This window comes from Streptomyces sp. NPDC001816, from assembly GCF_042892235.1.
In the GTDB taxonomy this organism is placed as follows: domain Bacteria; phylum Actinomycetota; class Actinomycetes; order Streptomycetales; family Streptomycetaceae; genus Streptomyces.
Map to the genome: position 1 here is coordinate 800,208 of NZ_JBIATY010000001.1, position 23,062 is coordinate 823,269.

Annotated in this window: 21 protein-coding genes and 3 pseudogenes; 14 read left to right on the top strand and 10 right to left on the bottom strand. The window is 69.7% G+C overall.

The features are described from left to right. Positions 1-8: 8 nt before the first annotated feature. Both ACFYZZ_RS03550 and ssuE read left to right on the top strand, forming a co-directional pair. Positions 9-992, top strand: a complete 984-nt coding sequence (locus ACFYZZ_RS03550) for an ABC transporter substrate-binding protein (protein ID WP_389171037.1) — start codon at positions 9-11, stop codon at positions 990-992. Between the two features lie 76 nt (positions 993-1,068). After that, positions 1,069-1,635, top strand: a complete 567-nt coding sequence (gene ssuE, locus ACFYZZ_RS03555; protein WP_389171038.1) for an NADPH-dependent FMN reductase — start codon at positions 1,069-1,071, stop codon at positions 1,633-1,635. Between the two features lie 203 nt (positions 1,636-1,838). On the opposite strand, the gene ACFYZZ_RS03560 is transcribed toward ssuE, so the two are convergent. The 6 genes from ACFYZZ_RS03560 to ACFYZZ_RS03585 are packed head-to-tail and all read right to left on the bottom strand — an operon-like array spanning position 1,839 to position 8,688. Next, the gene (locus ACFYZZ_RS03560; protein ID WP_389171041.1) at positions 1,839-4,586 is read right to left on the bottom strand and encodes a fumarate reductase/succinate dehydrogenase flavoprotein subunit; all 2,748 of its coding nucleotides are present in this window, start codon (positions 4,584-4,586) and stop codon (positions 1,839-1,841) included. Positions 4,587-4,597: 11 nt separating this feature from the next. Then, positions 4,598-5,398, bottom strand: coding sequence for an ABC transporter ATP-binding protein (locus ACFYZZ_RS03565; protein WP_389171043.1), 801 nt, complete (start codon positions 5,396-5,398; stop codon positions 4,598-4,600). Further along, a complete protein-coding gene (locus tag ACFYZZ_RS03570; protein ID WP_389171046.1) occupies positions 5,382-6,263 on the bottom strand; it encodes an ABC transporter permease in 882 nt (293 codons plus the stop codon). Before ACFYZZ_RS03570 ends, ACFYZZ_RS03565 begins: the two co-directional genes overlap by 17 nt. Next, a complete protein-coding gene (locus ACFYZZ_RS03575) occupies positions 6,260-7,606 on the bottom strand; it encodes an ABC transporter substrate-binding protein (protein WP_389171048.1) in 1,347 nt (448 codons plus the stop codon). Before ACFYZZ_RS03575 ends, ACFYZZ_RS03570 begins: the two co-directional genes overlap by 4 nt. 15 nt (positions 7,607-7,621) lie before the next feature. Further along, positions 7,622-7,849, bottom strand: coding sequence for a ferredoxin family protein (locus ACFYZZ_RS03580; protein ID WP_389171051.1), 228 nt, complete (start codon positions 7,847-7,849; stop codon positions 7,622-7,624). 47 nt (positions 7,850-7,896) lie between these two features. Continuing rightward, positions 7,897-8,688 carry a GntR family transcriptional regulator gene (locus ACFYZZ_RS03585; RefSeq protein WP_389171052.1) on the bottom strand — a complete coding sequence of 264 codons (792 nt, stop codon included), beginning with the start codon at positions 8,686-8,688 and terminating at the stop codon, positions 7,897-7,899. 261 nt (positions 8,689-8,949) lie between these two features. On the opposite strand from ACFYZZ_RS03585, the pseudogene ACFYZZ_RS03590 reads away from it, so the two are divergent. The 8 genes and pseudogenes from ACFYZZ_RS03590 to ACFYZZ_RS03625 form a co-directional block, all read left to right on the top strand. Further along, positions 8,950-9,495 (top strand): annotated as a pseudogene (locus ACFYZZ_RS03590) (glutathione S-transferase C-terminal domain-containing protein); the annotation flags it as partial. A gap of 106 nt (positions 9,496-9,601) precedes the next feature. Beyond that, on the top strand, positions 9,602-9,709 hold the full coding sequence (locus ACFYZZ_RS03595; protein WP_389171996.1) for a putative leader peptide: 108 nt from the start codon (positions 9,602-9,604) through the stop codon (positions 9,707-9,709). Between the two features lie 75 nt (positions 9,710-9,784). Further along, positions 9,785-10,987 (top strand): LLM class flavin-dependent oxidoreductase, encoded by a 1,203-nt coding sequence (locus tag ACFYZZ_RS03600; protein WP_389171055.1) that lies wholly within the window; start codon positions 9,785-9,787, stop codon positions 10,985-10,987. A 17-nt stretch (positions 10,988-11,004) separates the two neighbouring features. Continuing rightward, complete coding sequence (locus tag ACFYZZ_RS03605) at positions 11,005-12,432, top strand: NtaA/DmoA family FMN-dependent monooxygenase (RefSeq protein ID WP_389171058.1); 1,428 nt, start codon at positions 11,005-11,007, stop codon at positions 12,430-12,432. Next, positions 12,429-13,562, top strand: coding sequence for an LLM class flavin-dependent oxidoreductase (locus ACFYZZ_RS03610; protein ID WP_389171061.1), 1,134 nt, complete (start codon positions 12,429-12,431; stop codon positions 13,560-13,562). The genes ACFYZZ_RS03605 and ACFYZZ_RS03610 overlap by 4 nt, the downstream gene beginning before the upstream one ends. 16 nt (positions 13,563-13,578) lie before the next feature. After that, positions 13,579-14,706: an LLM class flavin-dependent oxidoreductase gene (locus ACFYZZ_RS03615; protein ID WP_389171064.1), complete on the top strand. Its 1,128-nt coding sequence runs from the start codon at positions 13,579-13,581 to the stop codon at positions 14,704-14,706. Between the two features lie 158 nt (positions 14,707-14,864). Further along, positions 14,865-15,146, top strand: coding sequence for a hypothetical protein (locus tag ACFYZZ_RS03620; protein ID WP_389171066.1), 282 nt, complete (start codon positions 14,865-14,867; stop codon positions 15,144-15,146). 149 nt (positions 15,147-15,295) lie between these two features. Beyond that, positions 15,296-15,523, top strand: coding sequence for an AIPR family protein (locus tag ACFYZZ_RS03625; RefSeq protein WP_389171069.1), 228 nt, complete (start codon positions 15,296-15,298; stop codon positions 15,521-15,523). A 183-nt stretch (positions 15,524-15,706) separates the two neighbouring features. Here ACFYZZ_RS03625 and ACFYZZ_RS03630 read toward each other — a convergent pair whose 3' ends face one another. Then, complete coding sequence (locus ACFYZZ_RS03630) at positions 15,707-16,465, bottom strand: SDR family oxidoreductase (protein ID WP_389171072.1); 759 nt, start codon at positions 16,463-16,465, stop codon at positions 15,707-15,709. A gap of 260 nt (positions 16,466-16,725) precedes the next feature. Here ACFYZZ_RS03630 and ACFYZZ_RS03635 point away from each other — a divergent pair, with 260 nt between their 5' ends. Next, positions 16,726-17,187: a hypothetical protein gene (locus tag ACFYZZ_RS03635; protein WP_389171075.1), complete on the top strand. Its 462-nt coding sequence runs from the start codon at positions 16,726-16,728 to the stop codon at positions 17,185-17,187. Here ACFYZZ_RS03635 and ACFYZZ_RS03640 read toward each other — a convergent pair. Together ACFYZZ_RS03640 and ACFYZZ_RS03645 are read right to left on the bottom strand one after the other, a co-directional pair. Beyond that, positions 17,177-18,004 (bottom strand): alpha/beta fold hydrolase, encoded by an 828-nt coding sequence (locus tag ACFYZZ_RS03640; RefSeq protein WP_389171078.1) that lies wholly within the window; start codon positions 18,002-18,004, stop codon positions 17,177-17,179. The genes ACFYZZ_RS03635 and ACFYZZ_RS03640 overlap by 11 nt on opposite strands. Positions 18,005-18,637: 633 nt before the next feature. Further along, positions 18,638-18,754 (bottom strand): annotated as a pseudogene (locus tag ACFYZZ_RS03645) (nitrile hydratase subunit alpha); the annotation flags it as partial. A 70-nt stretch (positions 18,755-18,824) separates the two neighbouring features. On the opposite strand from ACFYZZ_RS03645, the gene ACFYZZ_RS03650 reads away from it, so the two are divergent. From ACFYZZ_RS03650 to ACFYZZ_RS03660, 3 genes and pseudogenes are all read left to right on the top strand, one after another. Next, positions 18,825-19,754 (top strand): NAD(P)H-binding protein, encoded by a 930-nt coding sequence (locus tag ACFYZZ_RS03650; protein WP_389171081.1) that lies wholly within the window; start codon positions 18,825-18,827, stop codon positions 19,752-19,754. A 94-nt stretch (positions 19,755-19,848) separates the two neighbouring features. Further along, the gene (locus ACFYZZ_RS03655) at positions 19,849-20,652 is read left to right on the top strand and encodes a transposase (RefSeq protein WP_389171084.1); all 804 of its coding nucleotides are present in this window, start codon (positions 19,849-19,851) and stop codon (positions 20,650-20,652) included. A gap of 32 nt (positions 20,653-20,684) precedes the next feature. Then, positions 20,685-20,786: pseudogene (locus ACFYZZ_RS03660) on the top strand (3-oxoadipate enol-lactone hydrolase); the annotation flags it as partial. Positions 20,787-21,307: 521 nt separating this feature from the next. Here ACFYZZ_RS03660 and ACFYZZ_RS03665 read toward each other — a convergent pair. Next, entirely contained in the window at positions 21,308-22,687 is a 1,380-nt protein-coding gene (locus ACFYZZ_RS03665; RefSeq protein ID WP_389171086.1) for a YibE/F family protein, read from the bottom strand. Positions 22,688-23,062: the final 375 nt, after the last annotated feature.

The window sequence follows — 23,062 nt, forward strand, 5'->3', positions numbered from 1 at the left end:
GCACGACCATGTCCACCTCGTTCACCCGCCGCACCTCCGCAGCCGCGCTGGGACTGACCGCCGCCCTCGTCCTCGCCGCGTGCAGCAACCCCTCCGACGGCGGCACGACCGAGGTCGCGGCCACCAAGGGCGCCGCTACGAAGATCAACCTGAGCCCTGATCAGCACCGCATCACCACCGGCAAGGTCGACTCCATAGCCGCCGAGGTCCCGGAGACGATCCGCAAGAGAGGCACCCTGGAGATCGTGGGTTCGTCCGGCTCCGCGGCTCCGCTGACCTTCTACGCCACCGACAACAAGACCGTCATCGGCGTCGAACCCGACATCGCCTACCTGGTCGCCGACGTACTCGGCCTCAAGCCGCACATCAACACCGTCTCCTGGGAGAACATCTTCGTCGGCCTCGACAGCGCCAAGTACGACGTCGGCTTCAGCAACATCACCGACACCGAGGAGCGCAAGGAGAAGTACGACTTCGCCAGCTACCGCCAGGACAACCTCGGCTTCGAGGCCAAGAAGGGCAGCGGTCTGAAGGTCACCGGGCCCAAGGACGTGGCGGGCAAGACGGTCGCCGTGAGCAGCGGCACCAACCAGGAGAAGCTGCTGATCGAGTGGAGCAAGGAGGACGTGAAGGCCGGCCTGAAGCCGGTGAACATCAAGTACTACCAGAACGACAGCGACACCTACCTCGCCCTCCAGTCCGGCCGGATCGACCTCTACCTCGGCCCCAACCCGACCGCCGCCTACCACGCGGCCACCACCGGGAAGACCGAGGTCGTCGGCACGTACTCCGGCGCCGGCGCCACCCTGCAGGGCCTCATCGCGGCCACCACCAAGAAGGACAGCGGCCTGGTCAAGCCGCTCGCCGACGCACTCAGCCATGTCATCGAGAACGGCACGTACGCCAAGGTGCTGAAGCGCTGGGGCCTGTCCAACGAGGCCGTGACCAAGTCCGAGATCAATCCTCCCGGCCTGCCGAAGACCAACAAGTAGCCGTTGCTGGGTGTGGGGCCGCAGTACGCGGCCCCACACCCCGACGAAGAAATCTCACGCCTCTGAAGGGTCCGCCATGGCCACCGTCCTGTCTGTCTCCGGAAGTCCCTCCGCCACCTCTCGTACCGCACGGCTGCTGCGCCACCTGGACGCGCGGCTCACGGCCCAGGGACACCAAGTGATCCCCCTGGACGTCCGCACCATCCCCGCCGACGCGCTCCTCGGCGCCGACTTCCGGCACCCGGCGATCGCCGAGGCGACCGCCCTGTTCGACCGCGCCGACGGCGTCGTGATCGGCACGCCCGTCTACAAGGCCGCCTACTCCGGGCTGCTGAAGTCCCTGCTGGACCTGCTGCCGCAGTACGCCCTGTCCGGCAAGACCGTCCTTCCGCTGGCGACCGGCGGGACCACGGCACACGTCCTGGCGATCGACTACGCCCTGCGCCCGGTGCTCAGTTCCATGGGCGCCGCGCACATCGTCCAGGGCTGGTTCACGCTCGACAAGGACATTGCGGTGGGCGAGGACGGCACCCTGACCGTCGCGCCGGGCCCGGCCGAGGCCCTCGCCCAGGTCGTCGACCAGTTCTCCAACGCCCTCGGCAGCCGTACGGCCCTGCCGGCGGCCGCCGGACGAGCAGCTTGACCGCGACCGCCGACCACAAGCGAAAGGCGTGAACCTCTACGAGCCTCACGTGTCCGGTCGCGCGCGGAAACGCGACGAGCTGTGCGGACTCTCCGCTGCTGGTCGTCCGGCTGCAAACGGCGGCCGGTGCCCGCATCGGCCGGAGACGTCGTCCCGGTGTCCGGAGGCGCACAGCCCGGCTCTTTGTCCGTCGCCAGGACGCATCACAGTGCCCGCGCCGCATAGGCCCTGACGTCCGCGTCCGAGTCCGCCGTCGCGGTGGTCAGGGCTGCTCGGGCGTCCTCGGTGGCACGGTGCCGGGTCAGGGCCAGTACCGCGGCCTTGCGGACGTCGGCGTTGGGGTCGGCGACGGCTTTGGCGAGTGCGGGGACGGCCACGTCGGGGTCCGCGGCGGACAGGGCGGTGGCGGCGCCGGCCCGCACCTGCCAGGCCGGGTCGGACAGGGCTGACTCGGCATGTACGGCCAGAAGGGTCGGACAGCCGGTCGTGCCCAGGGCCTCGTAGGCGGCCCCGCGCACCAGGGCGTCGGGATCGTCGACCAGTTCGGCAAGGGTCGAGCGGACTACGTCCGAGTCCGGACCCGGAGCCATGCCGGCCAGGGCCTTGGCGATCGTGACGCGGACCTCGCGTGACGGCTCGGTGGCTGCCGCGCCCGCGACCTCTGCGGTGGCGTCGACCGACACGAGCGCTCGCACGGCCGCGATACGGACGGCGATGTCGGAGTCCGACAGCAAGACCACGAACAGGTCGACGTCACCGACGCGCAGGCCGCGCAGGACGTCCAGTGCGGCGGCACGGACGACGGGATCGGCATCGGAGAGGGCGGCGAAGAGGCCGTCACGCAGGGCCGGTTCGGGGGCCAGGGTCTCGACCAGTTCGCGCAGCGAGGCAGCCGCGGCGGCGCGGACGCCGGCGTCGGTGTCGGCGAGCGCCGCGGCCAGGGCCGGTCCGGTTCCCAGTGGCACGGTCTCCGTCAGGACGGCGACGGCCGTGCTGCGGACAGCGGGCTCCGGGTCGGTCAAGTAGGGGATGAGAACCGGGAGTTCGGGCTCGTTCTCCGCAAGGGCGAGGAGTTCGAGCAGGCGCGGTGTGGCCGCCGCCCCCGCGTCGGTATCGGGGCGGGCGGTTGTACCGGTCACGGCGGGCTCCTGCCGCATCGTCACCGGGGCCACCTCCCGGGACCCTGCGGTCGCCACCTTCTCCGGGTGGACCTCGCCGAGGTGCCGGGAGGGGCCGCCGGCCGGGGTGAAACCGTCGACCGGAACCAGATAGGGCGCCACGGGACGGGCCGTGAACTCCATTGCACCGGAAGGGGATTTACGCAGATCCAGATGGTGGAACCAGGACGTGTCGTCACGGTACGGGTGGTCGAGACGGTCGTGGTAGAGGCCCCAGCGGGATTCCGTGCGGGCCAGGGAAGCCCGCGCGGCCATCTCCGCGCAGTCGCGGATGAACGTGACCTCCGCGCAGCGCATCAGCTCGTGCGGGGAGCGCGCGCCCATCGCGGCGATGTCGGCACGCATCCGCTCGAACGCCTCCAGGGCCAGCGACAGCCGGGCGCCGGACTTCGGTGGAGCCACGTAGTCGTTCACGAAGCGGCGCAGCTTGTACTCGACCTGGGGCTGCGGCGGGCCGTCGGGGTTGCGCAGCGGACGGTAGATCAGCTCGTGCGCCTCGCGCAGTTGGCCGGAGGGAAGGTCCCCTTCGTACGGCGGGTACTGTGCGGCGTCCGCGCCCGCCAGCTCGCCGAAGACGAACGCGCCGATCATGTAGTTGTGCGGCACACAGGCCAGGTCGCCGGCCGCGTACAGGCGGGGGACGGTCGTGCGGGCGTGGTCGTCGACCCGCACACCCGAGGCCGAGTGGCCGCCGCACAGGCCGATCTCCGAGATGTGCATCTCGACGTCGTGGGTTCGGTAGTCGTGGCCGCGGCCCGCGTGGAAGGTGCCGCGGGTCGGGCGCTCGGTGGAGTGCAGGATCGACTCCAGGGCCGTGACCGACTCCTCCGGGAGATGGCTCAGCTTCAGGTAGACAGGGCCCCGGTCGCTCGCCACCTCCGCCGCGAACTCCGCCATCATCTGACCCGACCAGTAGTCGGAGTCGACGAAGCGTTCCCCGTGCCGGTTGACCTGGTAGCCACCGAAAGGATTGGCGACGTAGGCGCAGGCCGGCCCGTTGTAGTCCTTGATCAGCGGGTTGATCTGGAAGCACTCGATACCGGTCAGTTCGGCACCGGCGTGGTAGGCCATCGCATAGCCGTCACCCGCGTTGGTCGGGTTCTCGTACGTGCCGTACAGATAGCCGGACGCGGGCAGGCCGAGCCGTCCGCAGGGGCCGGTCGCCAGGATCACCGCGCCCGCGCGGACGACGACGAACGCACCCGTGCGCGTGTGGAAGCCCGCCGCCCCCACGGCCTGCCCCCGAACCGTCAGCACGCGCACCGGCATCACCCGGTTCTCGATCCGGATCCGCTCGCGCATCTCGCGCCGCCGCAGCTGCCGGTACAGGACCTTCTTCACGTCCTTGCCCTCGGGCATGGGCAGCACGTACGAGCCGGAGCGGTGGACCTGGCGGACCGCGTACTCGCCGTGCTCGTCCTTCTCGAACTTGACCCCGTACGACTCCAGTCGCCGCACCATGGCGAAGCCGCGGGTGGCGGTCTGGCGGACGGTGGTCTGGTCCACGATGCCGTCGTTGGCGCGGGTGATCTCGGCGACGTAGTCGTCGGGTTCGGCACGGCCGGGGATGACCGCGTTGTTGACGCCGTCCATGCCCATGGCGAGCGCGCCGGAGTGGCGGACGTGCGCTTTCTCCAGCAACAGGACGTCCGCACCGTGCTCGGCGGCGGTCAGCGCCGCCATGGTGCCGGCCGTGCCGCCGCCGATGACGAGGACGTCGCAGGTCAGCTCCTCGGCGTCGGTGAGGGCCGGGATTTCCAGGGGGGTGTCCACCAGGGTGCCTTTCAAGAACCGAGTGACGTGAGGATGCCGCGCCGCAGGGCGATGCGCGCCGGATCGTCGTGGGCGGCGCGCTCGCGCGGGCGCGGTACGTCCCGTACGGCTGCGAGCCGGCCCGCGCCCAGCACGGCCACGCGGTCGCCGAGGAACAGGGCCTCGTCCACGTCGTGGGTGACGAAGACGACGGTCGCGCCCGTGCCGTGCAGCACCTCCACCAGCAGGTCCTGCATTCCGGACCGGGTCTGGGCGTCCAGAGCACCGAACGGTTCGTCCATCAGGACGGTGCGCGGGCGGCCGGCGAGGGCACGGGCCAACTGCGCGCGCTGACGCTGCCCGCCGGAGACGCGGTGGGGCAACTGGCGGGCGTGCTCGGCGAGGCCGACCCGGGCCAGCCATGCCTCGGCCTGCGTGCGGCGTTCGGCGCGCGGCAGGCCGCGGATGGCCAGCGGGAGTTCGACGTTGGCGCGCAGGGTGCGCCAGGGCAGGAGGGCGTCCTCCTGGAAGACCAGGGCTCGCTCGACGGACGGGCTGGTCAGCAGGTGTTCGTCCTCGGTGAGCTGCCCGGCGAGCGGGGGCAGGAGGCCGGCCAGGGCGCGCAGGAGGGTCGACTTGCCACAGCCGGAGGGGCCGACGACGGTGAGGATCTCGCCGGGCGCGATGTCCAGATCGACTTCGGCCAGGGCGAGGGAGCCGGGACGGCCGAGATCGGCGGCGCGGAGGGTGAGCCGTGCGCCGCCCACGGGCGCGGTCCTCCTCACAGCGGCGGCACCGACGGTGGCCGTCGTCGTCTCAGACGAGGTGCTCATCGCGCGTCTCCTCGGCCTCGGATGCGGGGGATGAGGTGCGTACGGCTGAGGGCTCCGGCCGTGGACCCGTTGCCCTGGGAACCCGGGGCCGGGCGCCGGGGGCGTACGAGGTGCGCGGCAGCCAGCGGGTGAGACGGCGGCCCAGTAGCTCGACAGCGGTGGAGGTGAGCCAGCCGAGCACGCCGATCGTGACCATGCCGACGAACACGCCGGGGTAGTCGAGCACCGTGTAGTCCTGCCAGGTGCGGTAGCCGACCCCGTACTGACCGGAGATCATCTCGGCGGAGATCAGACAGATCCACGCGACGCCGACGCCGACCGAAAGGCCGCCGAAGATGCCGGGCAGCGCGCCCGGCAGGACGACCGAGCGGAGGATCCGCCACCGGCCGCCGCCCATGGTGCGCACCGCCTCCTCCCATACGGGGGCCAGCGCGCGCACCGCGTGCCGGGTGGAGACCAGGACCGGGAAGAACGCGGCGGTGAAGGTGATGAAGACGATGCCCTGTTCGTCGGAAGGCAGGAGGAGGATCGCCACAGGGACCAGGGCGATCGCCGGGATGGGGCGGACCACCTCCAGCAGCGGGCCCAGCAGGTCCTCGGCGAGACGGGAGCGGGCCACCAGCACACCCCCGGCCACGCCCAGCATGGCGGCGAGCAGGAAACCGGTGAGAATCCGGGTGAGGCTGTCGGTGAGGTCCGTCCAGTAGTCGGGTCCCGACAAACGGCCGGCGAAGGCGCGGACCACGTCGGTGACCGTCGGGAACTGCGAGAAGCGCAGCCAGAGGTCGACGTGCAGCGTGGTCAGCACCTGCCACAGGCCGAGGGCGACGGCCAGGGACAGCCCGCGCAGCGCGTACCGGGTCACGACGCCCGCTCCAGCGCCTCGGCATACGTGATGACGCGTGCGCCGACGTGACCGTCGACGTACGCCTGCGCGGTCGCCGGTGCGACGAAGGGCAGCAGCTTGGCGCCGTCGGCCACCCAGACCGCCTTGTCGGCGAACCACAGGGTACCGGTGGTGGCGTCGGGCACGTAGCCGGCGCGGATGCCGTCGGCGTGCTTCGCCACGTAGGCCAGCAGTTCGACGGGCGACGTGAAGGTGCGGGTCTTCCGGGTGCCCTTCGGCCACACCTCGCTCGCGGCGGGCGGGGGCGTTGCGGCGAGCCGCCTCGCGTACCCGGCCTCGCCGAGTGCCTTCTTCGCGTACTGGTCGTCGACGAAGGAGTCCACGTCCACGTCGCCGGTCAGCTTGGCGGACTTCAGGATCGACACGTCCTGCTTCAGGGCGGAGACGAGCTGGGGCTTGAGAGCCGGGCCGAAGGTGGAGATGCCGTGGGCGCCGTTGTAGAGGTAGACGACTTCGGCGGGCAGTCCCGTGGCCTGAGCGACCTTCTCGGTGGCGGTGACGGGGTGTTCGTTCAGGTAGTCGGTGGCCCGCTCCTGGGCCTTCAGGAACGCCTCCAGCACGGCCGGGCGCGTCTTCGCGAAGTCTTCGCGGGCGGTGACACCGTGGAACGTGGGCAGGTTCAGCTGCGCTCCGTCGTACAGCGCCTTCGCCCTGCCCTGGAAGGCGAGCAGGCCGGGCCACGCGACGAACTGGGACAGCGCGTCCGTGCTGCCCGCCGCCAGGGCCGAAGCACCCACCGCGGGCTGCTGGTTGAGCTTCTCGATGCCCTTGCCGGGGTCGATGCCGGCGCGCTGCAGGGCCCGTACGAGCGTGCCGTCGGCGGCGGAACCGACGCTGGTGGAGACCCTCTTGCCCGCCAGGTCCCGCAGGGAGGCGAGCTTGGAATCCGGGGCGGTGACGATGGTGTTGAGGCCGCCGCGCAGGTTGTATCCGGTGACGGAGACGAGGTGGGTGGGGCGGCCGAGCTGCTTGCCTCGGGCCGCGTTGATCAGGAGCGGGAAATCGCCCATCGAGCCGATATCGATCTTCCCGGCGGTCATCTGGGCGGTGATGGGGGCACCCGTCGCATAGTCCTGCCAGGCGACCTTGTAGGTGTGACCGTCATGGAGGGAGTCGAGCTCCTGCTCGAAGTAGCCGAGGGAGCGCAGCAGGGTCCCGGCGGTGACGGTGTTGATGGTCTTGGACTGGTAGCCGACGGTGACGGTGACCGTGGAGCGGCTGCCGGCCTCGGCGTCACCGCCGCAGGCGCCGAGCGGGAGCAGCAGGACCACTGCCGATACTGCGACTGCGGTGCGTTTCATGGGTGTTCGGGCCTCTCAACGGAGCAGATAGGGCATGTCGACCGTGACGGCTCCGGTGGGACAGCGGGCCGCGCACGGGCCGCAGTACCAGCACTCGTCGACGTGCATGTACGCCTTGCCGCTGTCGGCGTCGATGGCGAGGGAGTCCAGCGGGCACATGTCCACGCAGAGCGTGCAGCCGTCGATGCACTTCGACTCGTCGATGGTCACGGGCACGTCGGCCCGCTGGGGCGCCAAGGGCATGGCTGTCTCCAGGAAGGTTGTCTCTGAAGGTTGTCTCTTCGGGGGCGTCAGACGGAGCGGTGCAGCAAGCCGCTCATCGCGATGCGGTCGCCACGGAAGCGGATGAACTCGAGGTCGACGGGCCGGCCGTCGGCAAGATGCGTGAGACGTTCCAGCATCAGGACGGCCGCGCCCTGCGGGGCCTGCAGCACGGCGGCGGAGTGGGCGTCCGCGTTGACCGCCTCCAGAGTGATCTCGGCGTGGCCGAGAGGCAGACCGCAGGTCGCCTCCAGCAGGCGGAAGACGTCGGTGTTCTCCAGGTCCGCGGCGAGGAGCGCGGTGCCGATGTCCAGGGGGATGTAGGTGAGGTCGAGGGACAGAGGGAGGCCGTTCAGACGGCGCAGGCGCTCGATGTAGAGGACGTCGGTGCCCGAGGGCACGCGGAGTCTTTCGGCGACGGGGGCAGGGGCCGGGACGGGCCCCATCGTGCGGACCTCGTTGGTGACCCGGCCGTGTTCGCGGAGGGTTTCCGCAAGGCCCAGCAGGCGGTCGAGGCCGTGAGGGTACTTCCGGGCCACGACCAGGGTGCCGACACCGGGCTGGCGCTCGACGAGACCCTCGGTGCGCAGCAGGCCGAGGGCCTGGCGGACGGTGTTGCGGGAGGCGCGGTAGTCGGTGGCGAGGGTCGACTCGTGGGGGAGCGCGCCGTTGGGGAAGGCGCCGGTGAGGAGTTGGCGGCGGAGCAGGTCGGCGAGTTGCCTGGCCCGGTCGGCGCGCAGCCTGCGCCGGCTGCGGTGGGCGGCGACCGTGGTCGCGGCGCCTTGGCCGGCGTGGTCTCGGATGCGGTCGGTGGGCGGCATGGCTCGAAACCGTACCTATCCGATCGGAATAGTGGTGTTGCTGGATTGTTGCGCCACCTGACGCCCTGCCGGATGCGTTGCTGAACTGGGTATTCGCCAGACGGATGGGAGCATCTGCCAGTCTCTGCCGGCTGTCTCTCCTCCTGACCTCCCGCCGCCACCTCGATCTCCTGCGCGTCTGCAGCGCGGCGAACGCTCCTCGCTGAACCAGCGGTGCCCACCGGCACCCGTCCCGTCGCATACGGGTACACCTCAACGCTGCCGCACGGCGCCGGGGCGGAGATCGAGGCCGTCGAGCACCTCTGCGAGTACCGCATCAACGCAGCCGCACAGCACGCCGGACAGGCGGACACCGATGCCGGGGAGTGTCAGACCGCCCTGACATCCCTGCTCCGCGCCCTGGGTTCACCGGAGGGGCGGCTCGCCTTTCAGGACTTCATCCTCGGCGACGAAATGACGGCCGCCGACGTGCAGTTGTGGGTGACCCTGGTGCGGATCGACACCGTGCACCGACTGCACCTGGACGCCGCCGCGGTGCACCGCATCGCCGCGCATCCGCACCTGTGGGCCTGCGCACGACGACGCGCCGCCCACCCCGCCTTCGGCCGACACCTCGACCTGGACGGCATCACCCGCAGGCACCATGCCCACTGCCGAGGACTGGAGGCCGCAGGGGCGGCCGTGCAGATCCTGGACTGGGCGGTGCACATCGCGGACGGTGCCGCCGCTCAGCCCTGCCAGGAGCCTCTGGACGGTTTCATGGAACCGCAACACGCTCTCCACCTTCCTCCGTCCGGCTCCGTCTAACCTGCGACGACATGGGGCCTGCCATGCCGGAGCGCGGCGAGCCCCGATCCGAGCAGGACAAACAGCTGGAAGAGTGGAGGTGACGGTGTTGCCCGCCGTTTCCCGCGTGCTCGTCCCGGCTGCCGGGGTTCTCGTCGCGCGCGGCTGCGTCCGCTTGTACTCCCGGCCTCACATCGATCTGCAACGGGTGGCCGGCGCCCTCTGTCGTTCCTGACCTGTTCCCCGCCACCGAGTCCTTCTGCACGAGGACTGGTGATCACATACGGTCGACCAGGAAGGCGCCCTTCTCGTGTCCGCACATCCCCCTCTTCACCTTGCCGTGGCGCTGGACGGCACCGGCTGGCACCCGGCCGCATGGCGTGAGCCGGGCGCCCGGCCCCACGACCTGTTCACTGCCGGTTACTGGGCCGATCTCGTGACCGAGGCCGAACGCGGCCTGCTCGACTTCGTGACGTTCGAGGACGCGCTCGGCCCGCAGTCCTCGCACCTCACGGAGCCGGACGGGCGCACCGACCAGGTGCGGGGCCGGTTGGACGCCGTGCTGGTCGCCGCGCGGGTCGCCCCGCTGACCCGGCACATCGGTCTGGTGCCGACCGTGGTCGCCACCCACACCGAGCCGTTCCACATCTCGAAGGCGATCGCCACCCTGGACTACGTCAGCACCGGTCGCGCGGGCCTGCGCGTCCAGGTGACGGCACGGCAGCACGAGGCCGCGCACTTCGGCCGCCGTACCTTCCCGTCTCTCCGCGCCGAGGACCGGGACACCCCGGCCGGCCGGAACCTGATCGCCGAACTCTTCGAGGAGGCCGCCGACCACATCGAGGTGGTGCGCCGTCTGTGGGACAGCTGGGAGGACGACGCGGAGATCCGCGATGTCGCCACCGGGCGCTTCATCGACCGTGACAAGCTGCACTACATCGACTTCGAGGGCAGGCACTTCAGCGTCAGAGGGCCCTCGATCACCCCTCGGCCCCCGCAGGGCCAGCCCGTCGTCAGCGCGCTCGCGCACCAGAGCGTGCCGTACCAACTGGTGGGCCGTTCGGCCGACATCGGTTACGTCACCCCGCACGACAGCGACCAGGCCCGCACCGTCGTCGCCGAGATCCGTGCCGCCCAGGCCGCCGCGGGGCGGGCGGAGGAGCCACTGCACATCTTCGGTGACCTGGTGGTGTTCCTCGACGACGATCGCGCGGCGGCGGAGGACCGCAAGGCCCATCTGGACGGCCTCGCGGGCCATGCCTACACCAGCGACGCCGAGGTGTTCACGGGTACGCCCGGACAACTGGCGGACCTGCTGCTGGAGCGGCGCCGGGCCGGCCTGAGCGGCTTCCGGCTGCGCCCCGGAGTGATCGGCCACGACCTGGAGCAGATCACACGGGGCCTTGTGCCCGAACTCCAACGCCGAGGCGCTTTCCGCCGCGCCTACGAGGCGGACACCCTACGCGGGCTGCTCGGGCTCACTCGCCCCGCCAACCGCTACGCCGCCGTCTGAGGGGGAGTCGTACCACCATGAGCAAGCCGACCACCGGCACGCCGGCCTCGAGCAAGGCGACTTCGGGCAGGACCCTGAAGCAGATCCATCTCGCGGCCCATTTCCCCGGCGTCAACAACACCACCGTGTGGAGTGACCCGCGGGCGGGCAGCCACATCGAGTTCAGCTCGTTCGCGCACTTCGCACGGACCGCCGAACGAGCCAAGTTCGACTTCCTGTTCCTCGCCGAGGGACTGCGGCTGCGCGAACAGGGCGGCCAGATCTACGACCTGGACGTGGTGGGGCGCCCCGACACCTTCACCGTTCTGTCCGCGCTCGCCGCCGTCACCGAACGGCTCGGCCTGACCGGCACCATCAACTCCACCTTCAACGAGCCGTACGAGGTGGCCCGCCAGTTCGCCAGCCTGGACCACCTGTCGGGCGGACGCGCCGCCTGGAACGTGGTCACCTCGTGGGACGCCTTCACCGGCGAGAACTTCCGGCGCGGCGGCTTCCTCCCCCAGGATCAGCGCTACTCCAGGGCCAAGGAGTTCCTGGCCACCGCCACCGAGTTGTTCGATTCCTGGCACGGCGACGAAATCGTCGCTGATCAGCAGTCCGGCATCTTCCTCAAGGACGCGCAGGCCGGAGCCTTCGTCCATCAAGGACAGCACGTCGACATCGCCGGCCAGTTCAACGTCCCGCGCAGCCCGCAGGGCCGCCCGGTGATCTTCCAGGCAGGCGACTCCGACGAGGGCCGCGAGTTCGCCGCCGCCGGCGCCGACGCCATCTTCAGTCGGCACAGCACCCTGGAGGCGGGCCGGGCCTTCTACACCGACGTCAAGGGACGCCTGGCCCGCCACGGCCGAACCCACGACCAACTGCTGATCCTCCCCGCGGCGACCTTCGTACTCGGCGACACCGACGCCGAGGCGCAGGAACTGGCGCATGAGGTACGACGTCAGCAGGTCAGCGGCCAGACGGCGATCAAGTACCTGGAACATGTCTGGAACCGGGACCTGTCCGCCTACGACCCGGACGGCCCGCTCCCCGACATCGACCCGGCCCCCGGCGAGAACACCATCGCCCGCGGCCGGGCCAGCGTCCGGATGTTCCGCGACCCGCTCGCCGTCGCCCGGCAGTGGCGCGAGCGCGCCGCCGCGGAGAACCTGTCGATCCGCGAGCTGGTCATCGAGACCACCGGCCGCCAGTCGTTCATCGGCTCCCCGGCCACCGTCGCCGAGACGATCAACCACTTCGTCCAGGCGGACGCCGCCGACGGCTTCATCCTGGTGCCGCACATCACCCCAGGCGGCCTGGACGAGTTCGCCGACACCGTCGTTCCGCTGCTCCACGAACGCGGCGTGTTCCGCCACGACTACACGGGCACCACGCTCCGCGACCACCTCGGCCTGGCACACCCCGACGCCCGCGCGGAGACGGAGACCCGACGGGCGGCGTCGTGAAGTTCCTGGCCATCACCCTCATCGTGCACGCCCCGGATCCGGTGACCGGTATCCAGAAGACGACCAACGAGCGCTTCCGCGAGGTGATCGACAACGCGCTGCTGGCCGAGGAACTCGGATTCGACGGCTTCGGTGTCGGCGAACGCCACGAGCGGCCCTTCATCTCCTCCTCGCCACCGGTCGTACTCAGCCACATCGCCGCGCTGACCTCCCGGATCCGGCTGTTCACCGCCGTCACCACCCTCAGCCTGCTCGACCCGGTACGCGCGTACGAGGACTACGCCACCCTGGACCACCTGTCCGCGGGCCGTCTCGACCTGATCATCGGCAAGGGCAACGGCACCGCCCAGCGCGAGCTGTTCCACGTCACACCCGAGGACCAGTGGCACCGCAACGCCGAGACCTACGAGCTGTTCCGCCGCATCTGGCGGCAGGACAAGGTGAGCGCCTCCCCCCGCTTCCGCCCCGAGCTGACGGACGCCGAGGTCTGGCCCAGACCGCTCCAGCAACCCATCCGGGTCTGGCACGGCAGCGCGACCAGCCGGGAATCGGTCGACCTCGCCGCCCGCTACGGAGATCCGCTGTTCTCGGCCAACGTCACCCACCCGATCGAGCCGTACGCCGAACTGATCCGCCACTACCGGGAGCGCTGGGAGCACTACGGCCACGACCCGGCTCAGGCCGTCGTCGGAGCAGGGACGGCCGGCTACTACGCGGCCCGCACCTCGCAGGAAGCGATCGCCGCCTACCGGCCGGTCTTCGAGGGCCATCTCGCGTTCCAGAAGCAGCTCGGAGTCGAGCCGGTGTTCGCCACGCTGGAGGACTTCGTCGAACGCAGCTCGGCGCTGATCGGCAGCCCGCAGCAGGTGATCGACAAGGTGCACCGCTACCACGAGCAGTTCGGACACAGCGTGCTCCATCTGCACGCCGACGCAGGCGGCCTCACTCAAGCCCAGCACCGCGCCTCACTCGAACTCTTCCAGTCCGACATCGCCCCCGTTCTACGACGCGACATCCCCGACCCGCCGTTCCCCTGGACTCCGGTCACCGCCGAGCCCGAGCCCGGTCCCGAACCTGAGCCCGAGTCCGTATCCGCGCCCGCACCGGCACCCGCGCCCACCGACCGCTGAGGAGCACCACCCGACCATGTCCGGCATCCCTCTCGGGGTCCTCGACCTCGTCCCGATCGCGTCCGGCTCCACCGCCGCAGAGGCGCTGCGCAACACCATCGACCTCGCCCGGCAGACCGAGCGGTTCGGCTACACCCGCTACTGGTTCGCCGAGCACCACCTCAACCCGGGCGTGGCCGGGACCTCTCCCGCCGTTGTGCTGGCCCTGACCGCCTCCGCGACCTCCACGATCAGGATCGGCGCCGGTGCCGTACAGCTCGGTCACCGCACCGCCCTGTCCACCGTCGAGGAGTTCGGGCTGATCGACGCCCTGCACCCCGGGCGACTCGACCTGGGCCTCGGCCGCTCGGGCGGACGTCCCCCTGGACAGACGGCAGGGCCCCGGCCGACCACGACCCCCGTCGTCGACGGGCGTGCCCCCAATGGGCTGAAGATCCCGCCACGTTTCTCCTTCGAGCACCTGATCGGTTCGCCCCGTTTCCTGCTCCAGCAGCAGCTCCTGCACCAGCCGGGCGCCGGCCCCCAGGACTACGGCGAGCAGGTCGACGACATCCTCGCGCTCCTGCGCGGCGACTACCGCTCCCCGGACGGGGTCGACGCACACGCCATCCCCGGCGAGGGCGCCGCGGTGCAGGTATGGATCCTCGGCAGCAGCGGCGGACAGAGCGCCGTCGTCGCGGGCCGCAACGGCCTGCGTTTCGCGGCCAATTACCACGTCAGCCCGGCCACCGTACTGGAAGCAGCCGAGGGCTACCGCGCCGCCTTCCAGCCGTCCGACCACCTCGACAAGCCCTACGTCAGCGTCTCCGCCGACGTCGTCGTCGCCGAGGACGACGAGACCGCCCGCGAACTGGCCACCGGCTACGGCCCGTGGGTCCGCAGCATCCGCACCGCCGAGGGCGCCATCCCCTTCCCGACCCCGGAGCAGGCCCGCGCCCACACCTGGACCGATGCGGACCGGGCCCTGGTCGCCGACCGTGTCGACACCCAGTTCGTCGGCTCCCCGGGGCACGTCGCCGACCAACTCGAACAACTGCAGGAGGCCACCGGCGCCGACGAGTTGATCATCACCACCATCACCCACGACCACGCCGACCGGGTGCGCTCCTACCAACTCCTCGCAGAGGAGTGGCACCGCCGATGAGCAGGTCGTGGCCCGGCTCCTGATGCCGAGTGGCCGGCTCGCCGACTCTCGCCGGCCCCGGCGCTCAGTCTTTGCTGGATCGTAGTGGTGCGGGTTCGGCCGGTCCGCTTGCTCGGCTTCTGGTGGTTTCCCCGGCAGGTGGAGATTGGGGGTCTCGCGTGGCGTCGGTGCAGAGCAATGATCAGCGGCTACTGGAGCGCATCTTGGAGGACCAGCATCGTAAGCTCGCGCCGGACAAGAGCCGGGACGACTTCTTCACGTTCTTCGCCGCGGACAAGGCTCTGCAGGACTGGGACCTGGACAACGACGAGATCATGGACGGCATAGTCGACGGTGCGCACGACTGCGGAATTGACGGTATCTGGACGTTCGTGGACGGACGCCAAACGGCTGGAGCGTACGCGCCGCTTCTTGCACATCCTCGAGGAACTGGCGTCTAAAGGCCAAGGGCGACCGGCTCAGGCGGGAACTTGCGAAGATCACGTCCGGTACGCGGGCCGACTTGGAGTACCTCAACGCTGCTGACCTGCGCGAGCGGACTGCCCGGGGAGCCAAAGCCGTCGCACAGCTGGCGTTCACCGAAACACCGATGAGCACGTCACTCGCCGAGGGATACGTATGTCTGGCGCGGCTGGACGAGTACTACCGCTTCATCACGTCCGACAACGAGGCACTGCGCCTGGAGTTGTTCGAGTCGAACGTAGGCGACTACGCGGGATCCACCGCCGTCAACAACGCCATCGGTGAGACCCTGAGATCCGGTACCGGCGAGGACTTCTGGTTGTTCAACAACGGTGTGGTCACAGCCACTCGTTGATGGCTGCGACGAGGACGGTCGCTTACTCGTCGCCCACGACGTGCGGAGGGTAGTCATTCCCGGCGCCGGCCACTGAGTGGCCGACGAGGCCCCCAGGAAGTAGGCGCGGCACTGATGACGTTGTCGGTCCCGTCCCGCGATCAAGTCCGGAGCACACAAATCCGGGCCACCGCGATGCGCGGCTCAGCCGACGAGCTGCTGGCCTCCGTCGATGTCGTAGGTCGCACCGGTGAGCGCGGTGTTGGTCATGATGTGCACGGCGAGCGCCGCCACGTCCTCTGGTACGACTACGCGGCCGATCGGCAGCGTGGCGCGCAGTTCCTCGCGGCGGGCGTCGAGTGCGTCGCCGAGCAGCCGGGCCGACAACGGCGTGTCCACGAAGCCGGCGGCGATCAGGTTCACCCGGACCGGTGCGAGCTCGAGTGCGAGACTGGCCGTGAACGCGGGCGTCGCGGCGGTGACAGCGGGGGCGACACCGAGGGCGGCCCGGATCCGGCGGGCTCCCGTGCCGCTCATGAGCAGCAGTGTGCCGCCCGGCCGTACGGTGCCGGCGCAGTGGCGTGCGACCTCGAGGGCGAGCACCATGTGGTCGCTGATGGCCCGGCGCGCCTGGGCGGCGTCCATGTCCAGGAGGCGGCCGTAGGACGGGCCGCCCGCGGTGACCATCACGTGGTCGATCGGCCCTGGCAGCTGCTGGAAGAACCGTTCGAGTTGCTCCAAGTCATGGGCGTCGAAGGCGGCGGTGCTGAGGGCGTCGGCCTCCTTGGCGGCGGTGTGCAGGCGTTCGGGGTCCCGTCCGGTGAGGATCACGTCGGCGCCCTGGAGCCGGGCGAGCCGTGCGGTCGCCAGCCCGATGCCCGCGCTCCCGCCGATGACGACGAGGGTCTGCCCGTGCAGGGCCTGGTCGCGGGATCCGTAACCCGCAGTCGGCTCAACCGTCATGATTCCTCCCGCGCTGTGGTCTTGCCTACGTTGTCCTGAGGACTGATCCAGCACCTCGTCGAGCTGCCGCAGGAACCAGGCGGTGATCCTCTGCGGGCAGCCCCGCCGGACCGGGCCGGCACCTCCTCACCGTTCGACGGGTTGCGACAGAGCGTGCTCGACCTGCCGGGTGCGCTCGTCGGCGAGGACTTCGACCCGGTCGTTCGCCAGTGCCTCCATGGTCTGCTTCGTCGGCGAGGGGCTGGCCCCCGCTCGTGAGGGTGACTCCACCGGTTGCGCAACCTGCGCGCCGACCCGCAGTTCTTCAGGGGGTCTCACCGCCGTTCGTCAGCCGTCTTCTGGCCAAGGACCCCGCACAGCGGTCGACCGGTGGCGGGGTATGGGACGCCCTCAAAGAGATCAACGACCGTCACTCCGAAGAGCCGCAGCCCAGCAGCGGCTTGGACCTCTCCGGTGAGGTGGTCGTCAGCCATGCTGAAGCCGCCGACGGCGCGGCCATCCTCCTGCGCATCGCAATCGACCACGGTCAGGATGCGGGGATACGAGGCGATCGTGACCGGCAAAGGATCCGGCACCGCGATGTCGGGGCGCAGGGTGAGGCCGCTGTGCAGGAACTGCTCGATGTCGGCCGGCCCGAGTCCGAGGGCGCGGACGTTCCTTCGTCGTCCTGGGCGAAGGCGAGCAAGAACTTGCGGCTGGCAGGGTGGGCTTCTACTTGTTGAGGAATTCCAGCAGGTCCCGGTTGAACCTCTCCTTGTCGCCCGGCACCATCGCGATGCCGTGGGAGCTGCCCTCGTACACCTTCAGCTCGGCGTTCGGGATGATCTGGGCGGACTTGCGGCCGGTGGCGTCGATGGGCACGACCTGGTCGTCGTCGCCGTGCACCACCAGGGTGGGGATGTCGAATTTCTTCAGGTCCTCGGTGAAGTCGGTGTAGCCGAAGGCGTCCACGCATCGCACGCCGCCTTCGATGGTCTGCGCCATCGCCATGTACCAGAAGGCGTCCTTGTTGCCCTGGGTGACTTTGTTGCCGGGACGGTTGGCGGAGAAGAAGCCCTCCGCGGTGTCCTTCCAGAACTGGGAATGCTCGGCGAGGATGCCGTTCTTGAGTGCGTCGAACACCTTTTCCGGCACGCCCTCGGGATTTTTGTCAGACTTGATCATCACCGGCGGGATGGCGGACAGCAACACCGCCGAGCGCAGCCGCCCGGTGCCGTGTCGGCCGATGTAGCGCGCGAGCTCGCCGCCGCCCATGGAGTGCGCAACCAGGGTGACGTCTCGCAGGTCGAGGTGGGTGAGCAGGTCGTTGAGGTCGTCGGCGAAGGTGTCGAAGTCGTAGCCGTCCCAGACGGGCGTGGAGCGTCCGTGTCCGCGACGGTCGTGCGCGATTCCGCGGTATCCGGCGTCGACGACGGCCTTGAGCTGGTCCTGCCAGGCGTCGCCATTGAGCGGCCAGCCGTGGATGAACACCACGGGACGCCCCTGGCCCCAGTCCTTGTAGAAGATTTCGACACCGTCGCGGGTGGTGCAGATGGGCATCTGGCCTCCGTTGGCGCAGCTCCGGCCGTACGTGGGCAGGCCGGGCGGAAGAGAGGGATGTTCTGGCATCCGCTTGCCAGCGGAACGCCTGCCCGCACCGGGCGCAAGCGTCGACCGCCAGATGGCCTACGTGACGGTGTGGTGCTGGCCCTTCGATCGAGCCGATGCTCGCCGAGCACAACGATCGCTGCCTGGGGATGAGGCTCTGCGGCGTACGGGATCGCGGAGCAGAAAGTGGACGGTTTCCGGGCCAGCCCTTCGCGCGTCCCGGACTCGTGGTGATCCTGACATCGCTGCCGCTGCCGCTGCCGCTGCCGCCGCCGCCGCCTCCGCCGCCTCCGCCTCCGCCTCCGCGGCCGCGGCCGCGGCCGCGGCCGCCGAGCTGAGCGAGGCCCTCGTGCTCGACGGTGAGCTCGTCGGACCGCACGAGGGGTGGCTGCATTCGGTGAGCGCAGCGCCGTCCAGGCCACGACGGAACGTCCTGCCTGCCTGATCGTTTTCATCGTTTGTGGCCACCGCGGTCCAACTCGGTCCAGCGCACGACGTTGGCGTTGCGTTCGGCCATGGCCCTGATGACGGGCAGGCGGCCGTGTTGGTGAGCCAGTAGGTGTGCAGCCAGCCGGGGAAGACGTCGATGGCGGCGGTGCCGTCCTGGAGCAGGCGCCGCCGGTAGTCGGGGTCTGTCCACGCCCTGGCGACGACCTTGGCCCCGTTGAGCGGGCCCACGTTGGTCTCGTACCGGCGGATGATGATGGCACAACCTCGGCGAGGCTGGCCGCCTCCGGTTGCGCCGCGGAGGTACACACCCCAGTCTGCTCCTATGGACGGCACCCCGGAAGCCAGTGCGCTGCCCATACTGGTGACGGGCGCGGCGGGCAGTGTCGGTGCCGTCGGACGATCTGTGGTCGAGGGGCTGAGGCAACGGGGCCTGCGCGTCCGCGCCATGGTGCATCGCGAGGACGAGCGAGCGCAGGCGCTGCGCGCGACGGGAGCCGAGGTCGTCGTCGGAGACCTGACGCGCGCGGTCGACGTCGCCGACGCCCTGGCCGGTTGTGGACGTATGTACTTCGGCATGGGCGTGTCGGCACAGTATCTCGAGGCTGCCGTGACGGCAGCGGCCGTCGCCCGCGCGTACGGACGCCTGGAAGTGTTCGTGAACATGTCGCAGCTCACTGTCTCGGAGATGGATCTCACCAGCACCTCCGAGTCCGTGCAGCAGCGGCAGCACTGGATGGTGGAGCAGGTCCTCGGCTGGTCAGGCCTGCCCGTCGTCCAGATCAGGCCCACCGTGTTCATGGAGAACCCGCTGTTCCGTGTCGGCTTCTCCTCGATCGCGAAGAACGGAAACATCAGACTGCCCTTCGGCCGGGCGAAAACCTCCCCTGTGACGGCTCGGGACGTCGCCGCGGTTGTTGAGGAGATCTTGGCCGATCCGGACCCGCACATCGGCCGAATCTACGAGCTGACCGGCCCGCGCTCGGAGGACACCGCGGCCATGGCGGCAGAGCTTTCCGCAGCTCTGGGACGACCGGTCGGGTACACCGACGTCCCGCTGCAGGAATGGATCAACGACGATCTCAGACCGCTGGGGCTGCCGGACCATGCCTTTCAGCACATCTCCACCATGGCTCGTCTTCACGCCGAGAATCGATACGACCGCAAGACGGACGGTGTCGAGCAGGTCACCGGGCGGCCTCCGTCGGGGGTGGCCGATTACGTCCGTGACAACTCCAGCCTATTCAACCTCTGAATCCGGGTCCTCGTGGTGCGGTGTACGCACTCTCCGACAGGACGGCCTGGCCGCCGTGGGCGCGTCCAGCGCAACGTCGAAGACCATGCGGTGGATGGACCGAGCGGATCGCCGCCGACGCGGCAAATCGGATCCACTCGATGCCCAGAACGCGGCGCGCGCCGTACTGAGCGGACGTGCCTGTGCACGGGCCAAAGCAGGCGACGGGCCGGTGCAGATCGCCAGGATGTACAAACTCACGAAGGCGTCGGCCGTCAAAGCCCGCACTCAAACCATCCACCAGCCCAAGGCCGTCCTCGTCACCGCCGATCCTGCCTTGCGGGAAGAGCTGGCCGGACTGGGCAATGCCGAACTCTTCCGTACCTGCGCGCGGTTCACCGACGCGAGCAGCCGCGTGGAGGCAGGCGAGGAGTCGGTGCTGCAGGCCACCCGGATCACGCTGGGCCTGCTGGCATCCCGGATCGGCCAGCTCTCCGAGCAGATCCGCGAGGTGGACGCCCGTCTGACGTGGCTCGTGGAACGTCATGCCCCGCAGCTGCTCGAGGTGGTGGGGGTCGGCCCGGACACAGCGGTCACGTTGCTGATCACGGTGGGGGACAACCCGGAAGGCTGGACAGCGAGGCGTCCTTCGCCGCGCTGTGGTGTGAGCCCGGTCGAGCGTTCCTCGGGACGTCGGCAATTCCGTCGCCTCAACCGCGGCCGCGACCGTCAGGCCAATGCCGCGCTCCATCGCATCGTGTTCACCCGCCTGCGGGTCGACCCGCGCACCCAGGACTACTACGAGCGCCGGATCAAGGAGGGCAAGACCCGGCGCGAAATCGTCCGCTGCCTCAAAGGCTATGCGGCCCGGGAGGTCTTCCACCTGGTCAAACAGCTACGGCCAGCACCCCGCTCATAGGGGCTGTCGTGACAGATGAGAGGGTCAGACGCGTGAGTGAGACACCGTCGAACACCCTGCAATACCGATTTGACGGGCCAGAAGAGGCTCCCGTCCTGATCTTGGGTCCCTCCCTAGGTACCACATGGCACATGTCGTAGAAGCCGTCCAGGGCCGTCCACCCAGTCCTATGTGGACATATGTCCAGTTTCGGGATCCTGCACCGGAGCGTGTCCACGGGGTTTGTGATTCGCGCGTGACACCTGACAGCACGACGAAGCCCCGCCGGTCTGGTCCGGAGGGGCTGCCGGCTCGCCGCTCTCGAGGACGCGGAGGAGTGAGGCGGCGACGACACGGGCTGTGATGCCGATCGGCAGCACACTGCAGGGGAATTCCCTGCGACGCACAAGGTCGTAGCCCTTTGATCTCGACATGCCGAACACCTGGGCGATGTCCTGGACGCTCGCGGTACCCCTCCAGGCGGCGCGGATGCGCTCGGGGCTGAACGCCTCGTGCTGCAATTCGCTGTTTTGGCTCGGCATTCCTGCCGGCAGTGCCTTTCGGGTTTGGTCGTTTCTGGGGCGGAGAGGAGCGGGGGAGACGTGGTGAACTGCCATTGATTCGAGGGCGGAGACCGGAGAAGTGCAGTTGTGGGCGCACCTTGCGGAGTTCGTTCTTAACGCTTCCGCCGACGTCCGCCCCGGCTGGCAGGTGCTCGGCCAGTAGCCGGCGTGCCCGCTGTGGCCGTGTCCGTCTGCGGAGCGGGCCGGTCTGCCGAGACGACCAGGGCGGCGAGGAGCGTGGTGACCGGGACTGAGGCGACCAGGCCGATCGACCCGACCAGCGTGCGCACGATCTCTGCGGCCACCAGCTCGCTGTTGGCGACCGTGGCAACGCCGCTCTGCGCGATGGAGAAGAGGAGCAACAGGGGCAGCGCGGCGCCGGCGTAGGCGAGGACGAGGGTGTTGACCACGGAGGCGATGTGGTCGCGGCCGATGCGGATGCCTGCCCGGTACAGGCCGCGCCAGCCCATCGAGGGGTTGGCTTCGTGCAGCTCCCAGACGGCGGACGTCTGGGTCACGGTCACGTCGTCGAGGACGCCGAGAGAGCCGATGATGACGCCGGCGAGCAGCAGGCCGCTCATGTCGAGCTTCGGGTAGAGGCCGTGGATCAGGCCGGTTTGGTCGTCGGTGTTGCCGGTGAGCGCGGCCCAGTCGATGAACTGTGAGCCGAGGATGCCGATCAGCGCCAGTGAGGCCAACGTGCCGAGTACCGCCACCGACGTGCGGGCGGACAGGCCGTGGCACATGTAGAGGGCGATCAGCATGATCGCGCTCGACCCGATCACGGCCACGAGCAGCGGGTTGGAGCCCTGGAGGATCGCGGGCAGGATGAAGAAGTTGAGCACCATGAAGCTGATGGCCAGCGCCACGAGTGCCATCACGCCGCGCAGTCGGCCCACCACCACGACGGCGAGGGCGAAGATCCCGGCCAGCAGGCCCATGGGAAAGCGGCGGTTGACGTCGGTGACCGAGTACTGCAGGTCCTTGGGTGCGGAGGGTTCGTAGGCGGTGACGACCTTCTCGCCCTGGTGCAGCTGTCGCGCCTGGTCGGGCTGCACGATCTCGGTGAAGGTGCGTCCCTTGTCCTTGCCGGTGTCGACGCGGATCGTGGCCTTGTGGCAGGTGCCGTTCGCCTCTTGTTGCGCCGAGTTGCCCTCGGCTGTGGAGGTGTCGCCGGTGGGGGTCTCGCCGGAGGCGTTCACCGACTTGCAGCTCACCTCGACGACTTTGGTGACCGTCGCCTGCTGGGTCTGCTGGTCGAAGCCGACACCCGTGCGCTTGTGTGGCGGGGCTCCTCCCGGCCACAGCACGACGAGTCCCACCACGACGGCGGCGGTGAAGGGGATCAGGATCGCCGCGATGACCTTGCGCAGGTGCTGGGAGACCGGCGCCGCGGGCCCGTGGTTGTGACTGTGGGCGTGGGTGTGCGCGTGTCCGTGACCGCCGGCTCCCGCTTCGGGGCCGTGACCGGAGCCATGTCCGGCGCCGGTCACTCCTGCGTGCCCGTGGCCTACCGCCTGAGAGGGGAGGCGGCCTGCGCCGGGATCGGGTCCGTAGCCGGGGTGAGGTATCGACTCAGGAGGATTCCCGTACCCATAGTCGTGGCCGTACTCGCTCGCACGACCACCTCTGGGTCGGGGCGGGTCGCCGACCCGGTTCCAGTCTCCGGCACTCTGCCGGTCAGCGGTTCCCATGCCGTCTCCCTCGCGGTTGTCCGTGCCCCCTCCGGAGCCGGTCCTGCGCGGCGGCTCTGAGGAAGAGTACGGGAACGGTTGTGCCGTGGTCTCAGCCCGAGCATCGTCAGAAGATCGAGCGTGCTTCTCCCTATGTCTGGATCATGAACCTCTTCACCGGCCGCGTTTTCCGCA